Source organism: Haloarcula rubra, from assembly GCF_019599465.1.
GTDB lineage: Archaea > Halobacteriota > Halobacteria > Halobacteriales > Haloarculaceae > Haloarcula > Haloarcula rubra.
The window spans coordinates 1-9,680 of record NZ_RKLR01000028.1 but is presented as its reverse complement, the minus strand read 5'-3'; the positions used below and the strand labels follow the sequence as shown (position 1 = coordinate 9,680).

Below are 9,680 nucleotides of genomic sequence, written 5' to 3'. Positions count from 1 at the left end.
AGTCGACGCATAATTCTCGATGAGGAGCGAGGGTTGTGCACAGACTTCTCCTCCTCATTCCTCTCGAAAAGTAGCCTCGATAAGCCGCCGCTGTCACGCGATTCTTCTCTTAGCTAAAGACGGATGCGGGAGTAATTATGATTGCTGGGGGGCCGAACCCAACTGGTTCCCCGCCATTATCTACACCTACTTCTATTCTCACATTATCACTCTCTCTTTTATCTTCGAACTCATCGAAATTCTCGACCTCAGAAAGCCAGTGGTAGATCGGGATTTTGTCGCCATTTCCAACTTCTCCCGTTTCAGTTGTAGGCTCCACTGCTTGAAAACCGCACCCAGCCAATCCAACAACAGATAGCGTTCCGAACCGTCGGAGATACTTCCGCCGTCTCATATCCACACAAATCACGGAACAAACAAAAAACTCGGTACCGGAAGATAGACGAGATATTTGAATTATATCCCTCACCCTGAGACCGGACTATTTCTCCACCAAATTACCTCTACTAATCGACCAATGACCCCGCGTTCCAGTCTGTTAGACTGACCGATATGCGTGCTGTCATCCAAACTTGACAGATGTCAGTACTCCCGACAGACCTCATTCCCGGTTCGTCAGTATCTGCTGTTTCCAATAATCGGTAGGAAGAGCGGTTACTTCGGAAGGATCGACCTCAACGGTAGACCGTACCTGAAGCAATACATATTATTTTCAAATATTTCTAATAGCCAACTCAAAATGTACGCCCGGAACACTAACGACCGGCGTCATCCTCGGCGGCGCGCCACGTCAGCCGGCAAACCCTCGTGCCGGGCGGGTGACCTCTCGGTCGCCTGGTGCCGAAACGGCGGTGACCGGTTCGGCGCGCGGGGTACGGCCGCGAGTCGGGTGGGTGCGTCCACCAGGCGGGCGGCGGAGCCGCCGGGATGTACCGTGCCCGGGTTCTCCGGACCGTCATCGTCCCGGTGACGGGCCTCGGCCGGGGATTGAAGGCACGCAGTCGGGCTAGGAGGGTCCCGTACCTAAGGGTGACGTTCAGACGGCGTACTCGTCCTCGCGCAACTGGACGTACTTCCCGTCGCGGTAGCCGAACTTCCCCCACTTGTACTTGACGACGAGTTCGAGGCCGTGCAGGCCGCCTCTGAGCGCGGCGTCGGCCTTGATGCCGCGCGCGTCCATCAGGTCGTTCGCCGTTTTGAACGCGCGGTCCCAGTCTCTCGGCCCCCAGTCACGGACGAGGTCGGCGAAGGTGACGTTCCGCAACACTTCGTCGCCGATGGCGGCGTGCCACTCGGCGTTGTACCGTTCGAGGCGCTCCTCGGCGGCGAGTCGCCCGGCTATCTTCCCGGTGCGGACCGCGACGTGGTCGCCACCCTCGTGGAACGCGGAGGTGGCACCCATCGCGCCGCCGGTGACGGCGATACCGGCTCCGACCGGTGAGTCGATGGGCCGGGTCGAGGAGATGGGGTACGTCTCCGTCCCCTTCGACTTCCCGCGGTCCTCGACCAGCGGGAAGTCCGCGACGTCGTACTCGGGGAACTGCCGTTCGAGCAGTCGTCGGACGTACTCGTTGCCCCTGGGGATGCCCTCGTCGTCGTCGCGCAGGAGGTCCCACTCACTGACGTCGTAGTCGTCGATGTCCAGTCCGATGGGCATCGTCAGGCCGATGCGGGCCACCGGCGGGTCGTTCGGGAATATCCACGGGTAGGCGGTGTGGCCGGGCATGATGCCCCACCAGAACTCGATGAAGTCGGGGTCGAACAGTTCCTCGGGCATCCGGCGGTGTTCCTGATAGGCGATGTGGTTGGCCGTGTTCGAGGGCATAATCTCGCTCATCGTCCGGCCCTCGGGGAGGAACTGGTCTAGCGTCCCGCCCGTGACGGTCCGCTGGGGGCCGTCCGCCAACACGAGGTAGTCCGTCTCGAGGTTCTCGCCGTTGGCCAGACGGACCGTGTGGCGCGGCGACGCGGCGAGGTCCGTCTCGACGCCGGTGACGCTGACGCCGACGCGGTAGTCCGCCCCGGCGTCGACCGCCCGCCGGCGAAGCCAGTCGTCGAACCGCGCCCGGTGCATCGTGAAACCGAACCCGTCGTAGGCCGCGTCGATGCCCGTCTCGGTCAGTGCCAGTTCGGAGTCGGGCCCGTAGAACTTCGCCCCCTCCAGTTCGCTGAGGACCACGTCGTCGGGGAACTCCGCGGCGTCGAATCCCATGATGTCGAGCCAGTAGTCCAGCAGTCCCGCCGCGTCCGTCGAATCCGGCCCAGTGCCCTCGCGGTCGGCCCGGGGAACCCCCTTCTCCAAGACGACGGCGTCGGCGCCGCGGGCGGCGGCGGCCTCGGCGGCGGACGACCCCGCTGGGCCACCCCCGACGATTGCCACGTCTACGTATTCCATACCCGCTACCGTGCCCCCCGACGGCTAAAACCTATTGTCTCGTCGCGCTACGTGGACTCCGAGAGCCACGACGGGCCGGTCAGTGTCGACGCCGCCGGCCTCGCGCCGTCCGCGGCTCCCGGGCCCTCGTCGTCCCTTCCAACCAGACGCGGTAGGGCGTCCGACAGTTCCCGTCGTCGTCGGCGACCAGAACGGTGTCGCTCTCCGGTGCAGTACCGTTTTGGCGCTCGGCGTCGCACGCATTCGGTATGCCCGACATCGTCGTTCGCCGAGACAACATCCACGGCATGGCCGTCGACCGATACGTGACAGCGCTCCGCGAACGCCTCCCGGACCACGACGTCGCCGTGGCCCGGACCCCGGCCGCCGAGCGTGACCTCGTCGCCGACGCGACGGTGCTCACCGGCAGTGCCGTCTCCGAGGCCCTGCTCGACCGGGCCGACTCGCTTCGCCTGTTCGCGTCCACGTACGCCGGCTACGACCACCTCCCGCTCGACGAACTGGCGGCACGCGACGTGGCCCTGACGACGGCCTCCGGCGTCCACGCGCCCAACGTCTCCGAACACGTCGTCGGCGCGTGGCTCTCGTTCGCTCGCGGGTTCTTCACGGCGCGGCGACGACAGGCCGACCACGTCTGGCAGTCGTTCAAGTCGACCGACTTCGCCGGCAGTCGCGTCTGCGTCGTCGGCATGGGGGCCATCGGCTCCGCCGTCGTCGACAGACTCGACGGTTTCGACGTCGAGACGGTCGCCGTCAGGCACTCGCCCGAGAAGGACACCCCGACCGACGAGGTGTACGGCTACGACGAGGTCCACGAGGCCGTCGAGGACGCCCGCTACGTGGCGCTGGCGTGTCCGCTCACCGACGAGACGAGGGGGCTTGTCGACGCCGACCTCCTGACGACGATGCACCCCGAGACGGTTCTCGTCAACGTCGCCCGCGGTCCGGTGGTCGACACCGACGCCCTCGTAGACGCCCTCCAGCGCAACCACGTCGGCGCGGCGGCGCTTGACGTCACCGACCCCGAACCGCTCCCGAGCGACCACCGCCTGTGGGACTTCGAGAACGTCCTCGTCACGCCGCACAACGCCGGCCACACGCCGAGCTACTTCGACAGACTCGCGGACATCGTCGCCGAGAACGTCCGACGCGCCGAGGAGACCGGCGCGTGGGACGGGTTACAGAATCAGATACCGCTCTAGATGTAGCCGCGCTGGGCGAGCAGTTCGCCGTTCAGCACGCTCGCACCCGCCGCGCCGCGCATCGTGTTGTGCGCGAGGCAGTTGAACTGGACGCCGTCGGTGGTTTCGCGGAACCCGCCGACTGCGACGCCCATGCCGTCCTCGACGTTCCGGTCGAGTCGGGGCTGTGGACGGTCGGGTTCGTCGAACACCGTGATGAGGCGTTCCGGCGAGGACGGCAGGTCGACGCCGGTGACCGACTCCATGGCCGCCTCGACGTCGTCGACGGAGACGTCCTCGGCCGTGTCGGCCCAGACGTTCTCTAGGTGGCCGTCGAGCGTGGCGATGCGGTTACACGAGGCGGCGACGTCCATGTCGTTGAGTTCGACTTCGGCGCCGTCGAAGGACCCGAGCAGTTTCCGGGACTCGGTCTCCATCTTCTGTTCCTCGCCGCCGATGTGCGGGATGGCGTTGTCGATAATCTCCATCGAAGAGACGCCGGAGTAGCCCGCGCCCGACACCGCTTGCAGGGTCGAGACGCGCACGTCTGTCACGTCGAAGGCGTCGTCCAGCGCCGCGAGCGGCGGGACCATCGTGATGGTCGAACAGTTGGGGTTCTTCAGCAGTGCGCCGTCCCACCCGCGCTCGTCTCGCTGGACCTCGATGAGGTCGACGTGGTCGGCGTTGACCTCGGGAATCGTCAGCGGGACGTCCTCGTCCATCCGCCCGTTCGAGGAGTTCGAGGAGACGACGTAGCCGGCCTCGCAGAACTCCGGTTCGACCTCCGCGCCGACGCTGGAGGGGAGCGAGGAGAAGATGAGGTCGACGTCGTCCGGGACGGCGTCGGGCGTCGTCGCGCCCACGGTGATGTCGGCGACGTCCTCCGGGATGGGCGCTTCGACGCGCCACTTCGCGGCGTCGCGGTAGCTCTCTCCGGCACTCGATTCACTGGCTGTCAGTGCGGCGATCTCGAAGTCCGGGTGCGGGTCGAGTAGCTGGATGAGTCGCTGTCCGACCGCGCCGGTTGCTCCGAGGACGCCTACGCGTACAGTCATCGGTTGACACAGGGCCGTGGGTGTTCAAAACAGTTTGGATACACCCCGGGCCACCCCGCTTTCCCCCGGTCAGGCTTCCGCTTCCGTGTCTTCGAACACCCACTCCACGACCCGCGCTTCCACCACGTCTCGCTCCTCGACGTACGGGTCGTCGCGGTTCGCCAGCGTTGACTCGGCGTCGTCCAGCATCTCGGCTTCGAGGTCGGAGTGGTCGGGTTCGTCCCGGACGTCGTTGAGCAGGGCCTCGAAGTCCTCCCGCAGGTCGAACGAGGCGCGAGCGACGTTACAGCGCGAGAGCGGACTCATCCCCGTCTCCAGCACGAGGTCACGAACCGTCTCCCAGTCGGCGACACAGAAGTAGATAGACACTTCGCCGACGATGTCCCGCCACGCGATCGCCTCCGAGTGCTTCAGCAGGGGCACCGCCCGTGGTGGGAGGTCCAACCGCGTCTCCGTGTCAGGGTTCCCGCACAGGCAACACGCCTTCTCCGTCTTCCCCGTGTACATGTCCGCTAGTTGGGCTCGACGGGTTTGTGTACTCGGGTTCCCCGCGGCGTGGCCGCAGTGTGGGGGTATAAGTATCGGGGACGGGCAGTACTCCGCAATGCTGCGCGACGCGCTGTTCTACCCTCAGCGAGGCCCGGGGTGGCTCTGGACCGTGATAACCGGGAGTCTGCTGACGCTCGTGGGCGCGGTGCTGTTCGTCCCGCTCATCCCGGCACAGGGGTACCTCCTCCGGGTCTTACGGTCGACGGCCGACGGCCGCCCACACCCGCCGAAGTTCGAGGACTGGGGCGACCTGTTCGTCGACGGCGCGCGGGTCATCGGCGTGCAGGTGGCGTACCTCCTCATCCCGGTCCTCGTGACGCTCGGGGGCGTCCTCGCGCGGGCCTCGGGTGCCGGACTCCTCGGGAGCGGCCTGTTGCTCCTCGCGTCGGTCGTCGGTCTCGCCTCGGCGTACCTCCTGCCGGGCGCACTCACACGGCTGGCGACGACGGACTCCCTGCGGGCGGCGTTCGAGATACGAGCGATCGCCGGTGCGGCCCGCCGACCCGTCTACGTCGTCGCCGTCGTCGAGGCGTACGTCGCCCTGTTCGTGATTGCGGGGCTGGGCGGCGTCCTCGTCCTCATCCTCGTCGGCGCGGTGTTCGCCTTCTACGGGCAGGTCGTCGGCTATCACCTGTTTGCGCGGGGGTACGCCGGCGCGACCGGCGACGGACAGGACCCGATGCACCGACCGGGGACCGCCACGGAGTGAGGGTTCGACCGGCGGGGCCACACAGGAACGTTTTACTCGCCGGAGCGGGGACCGGAGCGTATGGATACGGCCGACCGACTCGACCTCGTGAGCCGGCACACTCAGGAGGTCGTCACGGAAGACGAGCTCGAGGGACTGTTCGAGGACGGCGACCCGTCGGCGTACATCGGCTACGCGCCCACCGGCGAGATGCACATCGGCCACTTCACGACGATGCGAAAGCTCGCGGACTTCCTGCGCGCCGACGTCGACGTGACGGTGCTCGTCGCCGACCTGCACGCCCATCTGGACGACAACAAGAGCCCGTTCGACCTGCTGGACGCCCGCTCGGAGTACTACCGCGTCGCCATCGAGGGCATGATAGACGCCGCCGGTGCCGACCCCGACGACGTCGAGTTCGTCCGCGGTACCGACTTCCAACTCGACGAGGAGTACACGCTGGAGATGTACCGCATGGCCGCGGAGACGACCATCGCCCGCACCCAGCGCGCGGCCAGCGAAGTCGTCCGCGAGTCCGAGAGCCCGAACCTCGGCGGCCTCATCTACCCGCTGATGCAGAGCCTCGACGTGAAGGCCCTAGACGCCGACATCGCCTACGGCGGCGTCGACCAGCGCGGCATCTACATGCTCTCGCGGGAGATTCTCCCCGACCACGGCGGTCACTCGCCGATCTGTGTCTTCGCGCCGCTCCTCTCCGGCCTCTCGGGCGGCAAGATGAGCGCCTCCGACGCCGCGTCGAAGGTCAACCTCACCGACTCGCCCGAGGAGGTCGAGGAGAAGATAGGGCAGGCGTACTGTCCGGCCGGCGAGGTGGAGGACAACGGCGTCCTGGAGTACCTCCATCACCTCGTCTTCCCGGTGCTCCACGTCGAGGGCGAACCGTTCGTCGTCGAGCGACCCGAGGAGTACGGCGGCGACCTGACCTACGAGAGCTACGACGCCGTCGAGGAGGACTTCCTCAGCGGCGAACTCCACCCGGCGGACCTCAAGCCGGCCGTCGGGACCGCCATCTCCGAGGTCATCGACCCGGTGCGCGAGCGCCTGCTCGACCGGCCGGACCTGCTGGCCGAGGCCTACCCCGAGACGTACGGCGAGGCGTGACCAACGGGCTTCGACCTCCGAGAGACGATGGCTGAACAGTCACGAGCGGCGGTGCGTCGCACGTACGAGCGCATCGGCGACCACTTCTCGAAGACCCGCGAGTACGCTTGGCCGGAAGTCGAGTCGTTCGTCGCCGACGCGGACGGCGTCGAGACGGCGCTCGACGTCGGGTGTGGGAACGGTCGCCACGCCGCACTCCTCGCCGACGTCGCGGACCGGGTCGTGGGCCTCGACGCCAGTCGCGCCCTCCTTCGCGAGGCCCACGACCGGGTCGGCCGTCGCGTCTCGCTGGTGCAGGGCGACGCCACACGACTCCCGCTTACCGCGGACAGCGTGGACCTCGCCGTCTACGTCGCGACGCTCCACCACCTCCCGACGGCCGCCGACCGGCGCGCGAGCCTCGACGAACTCGCCCGCGTCCTCGCGCCCGGCAGCAGCGCCCTCGTGAGTGCGTGGAGCACCGCCCACGACCGCTTCGACGCGCCCGCCGACGCCGAGACGGGGTTCGACACCACCGTCGACTGGACGCTCCCCGGCGGGGAGACGGTGCCGCGGTTCTACCACATCTACGCGCCGGCGGAGTTCGAACGCGACGTCGCCGAAAGCGGCCTGACCCTCCGCTCGCTGGAACTCTCCAGCGGGAACTGCTACGCCGTGGTCGAACCAGAAGGGAAAGGTCCTTAATCACGTTCCCTCTATCAGTGGGTACGTTCGCACGCCGTCGGCGTACTACGGGCGGCGACGGTGATGGACCCCACCGAATCTGCGAACGAGTGAGCGGCGGTGGTCTAGTGGTAGGACCTGAGCCTTCCAAGCTCATGGCCCGGGTTCAAATCCCGGCCGCCGCATTAGACCTTCTACGCCGTGAAAACGGCAAATTACCTAACTCAACAGCGTGAAAAGAAGGCTGAGCAAACCAGTCCTAACTGCAACTGGTCAAACCGCAAGACGGCGGTACAATGCAGGCAAAACCCACGCTCAAAATGCAAATCGACGACACGCACGAGCGAGATGTTGAGTTACCCATCCCACCAGTCGCGCGTGACACCAAAGAATCACTCAAGCACTACTCCGAGATGATTCAAAACGACTACGCGCGCTTCAAGACCGACTTCATCCAATGGCTACTGACCGAGGGGAAAGACACCTACCGACGTGAGGGATTCTCTGAGTCCACTGTCAAGACGACTCACTACAAAGTCGAAGAAGCATACCGATGGTTGTGGGAGGAAGAAGGCGAGTTCACCAAAGAGCTTCCACCACATCGAGCGACGGAGCTTCTTGACCAACTCATGCGAAAATCCCCACACCCGGATAGCTACGTCCACACCTTCGAGAAGTGCATCCGGCGACTGTTCAAATACTTCCGCGAGCAGAAGAACCGAGAGATAGTTGAGTGGGAACACGACATACCCATCGAACCATCCCGAGGGTCCGACAACAAGGAACACATCAAGGATCGCTTCTACCCAGAGGAAATGAATCGCCTCTATGAAGCGGCACTCGAAGAATACTCCATCAAGAGCTTCTGGAACGCCGACCCCGACGAGCGTCAAGACTTGAAGCGTTTCGTGTCCCAACAACAGGGGATTAAGGTCGGGGAAGTAGGTGAAGAACACTTCAAGAAAGCGTCGTCGTGGAAGTACCCCTCCATCATCGCTGTGAGTGCCGACCTCGGGCTTCGACCCATAGAGGTGGGGAAGATGAAAGCTGGTTGGTTGAATCTTCCACAGAACGAAATCAACATCCCGACTGCCGAGTCGACAAAGAGTAACGAGTCATGGTCCTGTGAGATCTCTTCCAAGTCTCGCAACGCCCTGGAGAACTGGATGCAAGAGCGTCAGTCCTGTTCGAAGTACGACGATAGCGACTACCTCTGGTTGACTAAATACGGCAATCAGTACAACTCACGCTCTCTGAACAAAGTGCTGGACAAGCTCATGGAGCGAGTTGACCTCGATGAAGGGAATCGTACTCTCTCATACTACTCCTTCCGACATGGGGCGGCATCCATCTGGACCGAGAAAGAAGGAATCGCACGGGCGGCGGAACAGGTCCGGCACACGAATCTCGCAACGACGAAAAAGTATCTGCGCTCGAACGAACGGAGTGTGAAGAACCACGCAAACGACAAGTGGTGAAATAAAGACCGACGGTTTTGTTGAAATCCTATTATTCGGACACTATCCACGACGAAACGGTTGTTGGATAGAACATGCGAATTTAACAGTCGTTGCACCAACTGAGCCGATAAGCGACAGCTATTGATTGTGATTCCCCACGAACTGATGGTATGCACGGCGGGACGACCAAACCAAGGCGTGTTCTTTGTACGTTCGGTCTTGGAGCGCTGCTGGTGGTCGCGGGCTGTACTGCCCTTCCGTTCAGTGGCCCGTCCGTTCAAGAGCGCCCGGTTACGGTTATCCTCAACAACTCGGCAAGCACAAATCACACGTTCGAAGTGTCAGTGGTAGAACTCCCAGCTGAATACACCATTCGTTTTGATGACGGGCGTGTTGACACCACCTCGATTGACCAAGGAATCACCTCTCACAATCCCGGACGCTCTTGCGAAGTAGATTGTTGATAGCGAGAGCTGTGGCTGAAAGTCGAAGAGGGCAAGGGCACCGCGCCAGCGGTGCCCGATATGTTCCCACTAAGCCGGTTCGTGTCGGAATCGGCCGCAGCGG

Annotated in this window: 9 protein-coding genes and 1 tRNA gene; 6 read left to right on the top strand and 4 right to left on the bottom strand. The window is 64.1% G+C overall.

Going from position 1 to position 9,680, the window contains the following annotated elements:
* Positions 1-109: 109 nt before the first annotated feature.
* The gene (locus tag EGH21_RS23735; protein ID WP_220620878.1) at positions 110-394 is read right to left on the bottom strand and encodes a hypothetical protein; all 285 of its coding nucleotides are present in this window, start codon (positions 392-394) and stop codon (positions 110-112) included.
* Between the two features lie 642 nt (positions 395-1,036).
* Positions 1,037-2,395 (bottom strand): NAD(P)/FAD-dependent oxidoreductase, encoded by a 1,359-nt coding sequence (locus tag EGH21_RS23730; protein WP_220620877.1) that lies wholly within the window; start codon positions 2,393-2,395, stop codon positions 1,037-1,039.
* Between the two features lie 248 nt (positions 2,396-2,643).
* On the opposite strand from EGH21_RS23730, the gene EGH21_RS23725 reads away from it, so the two are divergent.
* Positions 2,644-3,597 carry a D-2-hydroxyacid dehydrogenase gene (locus EGH21_RS23725; protein ID WP_220620876.1) on the top strand — a complete coding sequence of 318 codons (954 nt, stop codon included), beginning with the start codon at positions 2,644-2,646 and terminating at the stop codon, positions 3,595-3,597.
* Here the strand turns inward: EGH21_RS23725 and asd are convergent.
* Positions 3,594-4,631, bottom strand: coding sequence for an aspartate-semialdehyde dehydrogenase (asd, locus tag EGH21_RS23720; RefSeq protein WP_220620875.1), 1,038 nt, complete (start codon positions 4,629-4,631; stop codon positions 3,594-3,596). The two genes, EGH21_RS23725 and asd, sit on opposite strands and share 4 nt — an antisense overlap.
* 69 nt (positions 4,632-4,700) lie before the next feature.
* The gene (locus tag EGH21_RS23715; RefSeq protein WP_220620874.1) at positions 4,701-5,138 is read right to left on the bottom strand and encodes a DUF7960 family protein; all 438 of its coding nucleotides are present in this window, start codon (positions 5,136-5,138) and stop codon (positions 4,701-4,703) included.
* A 97-nt stretch (positions 5,139-5,235) separates the two neighbouring features.
* Between EGH21_RS23715 and EGH21_RS23710 the strand changes: the two genes are divergently transcribed.
* The 5 genes from EGH21_RS23710 to EGH21_RS23690 all read left to right on the top strand — a co-directional run bounded on the left by EGH21_RS23710 (position 5,236) and on the right by EGH21_RS23690 (position 9,131).
* Complete coding sequence (locus tag EGH21_RS23710) at positions 5,236-5,889, top strand: DUF4013 domain-containing protein (RefSeq protein WP_220620873.1); 654 nt, start codon at positions 5,236-5,238, stop codon at positions 5,887-5,889.
* A 60-nt stretch (positions 5,890-5,949) separates the two neighbouring features.
* The gene (locus EGH21_RS23705) at positions 5,950-6,990 is read left to right on the top strand and encodes a tyrosine--tRNA ligase (RefSeq protein ID WP_220620872.1); all 1,041 of its coding nucleotides are present in this window, start codon (positions 5,950-5,952) and stop codon (positions 6,988-6,990) included.
* Positions 6,991-7,017: 27 nt separating this feature from the next.
* Entirely contained in the window at positions 7,018-7,674 is a 657-nt protein-coding gene (locus tag EGH21_RS23700; protein ID WP_220620871.1) for a class I SAM-dependent methyltransferase, read from the top strand.
* A 93-nt stretch (positions 7,675-7,767) separates the two neighbouring features.
* Positions 7,768-7,838: transfer RNA gene (locus EGH21_RS23695), tRNA-Gly, on the top strand.
* Between the two features lie 111 nt (positions 7,839-7,949).
* Positions 7,950-9,131 (top strand): tyrosine-type recombinase/integrase, encoded by a 1,182-nt coding sequence (locus EGH21_RS23690; protein ID WP_220620870.1) that lies wholly within the window; start codon positions 7,950-7,952, stop codon positions 9,129-9,131.
* Positions 9,132-9,680: the final 549 nt, after the last annotated feature.

Excerpts from the sequence above, each read along its gene's own strand:
- EGH21_RS23725 (WP_220620876.1), top strand. The coding sequence starts at position 2,644 with ATGCCCGACATCGTCGTTCGCCGAGACAACATCCACGGCATGGCCGTC.
- EGH21_RS23730 (WP_220620877.1), bottom strand. The coding sequence starts at position 2,395 with ATGGAATACGTAGACGTGGCAATCGTCGGGGGTGGCCCAGCGGGGTCG.
- EGH21_RS23735 (WP_220620878.1), bottom strand. The coding sequence starts at position 394 with ATGAGACGGCGGAAGTATCTCCGACGGTTCGGAACGCTATCTGTTGTT.
- EGH21_RS23690 (WP_220620870.1), top strand. The coding sequence starts at position 7,950 with ATGCAGGCAAAACCCACGCTCAAAATGCAAATCGACGACACGCACGAG.
- EGH21_RS23700 (WP_220620871.1), top strand. The coding sequence starts at position 7,018 with ATGGCTGAACAGTCACGAGCGGCGGTGCGTCGCACGTACGAGCGCATC.
- asd (WP_220620875.1), bottom strand. The coding sequence starts at position 4,631 with ATGACTGTACGCGTAGGCGTCCTCGGAGCAACCGGCGCGGTCGGACAG.
- EGH21_RS23715 (WP_220620874.1), bottom strand. The coding sequence starts at position 5,138 with ATGTACACGGGGAAGACGGAGAAGGCGTGTTGCCTGTGCGGGAACCCT.
- EGH21_RS23710 (WP_220620873.1), top strand. The coding sequence starts at position 5,236 with ATGCTGCGCGACGCGCTGTTCTACCCTCAGCGAGGCCCGGGGTGGCTC.
- EGH21_RS23705 (WP_220620872.1), top strand. The coding sequence starts at position 5,950 with ATGGATACGGCCGACCGACTCGACCTCGTGAGCCGGCACACTCAGGAG.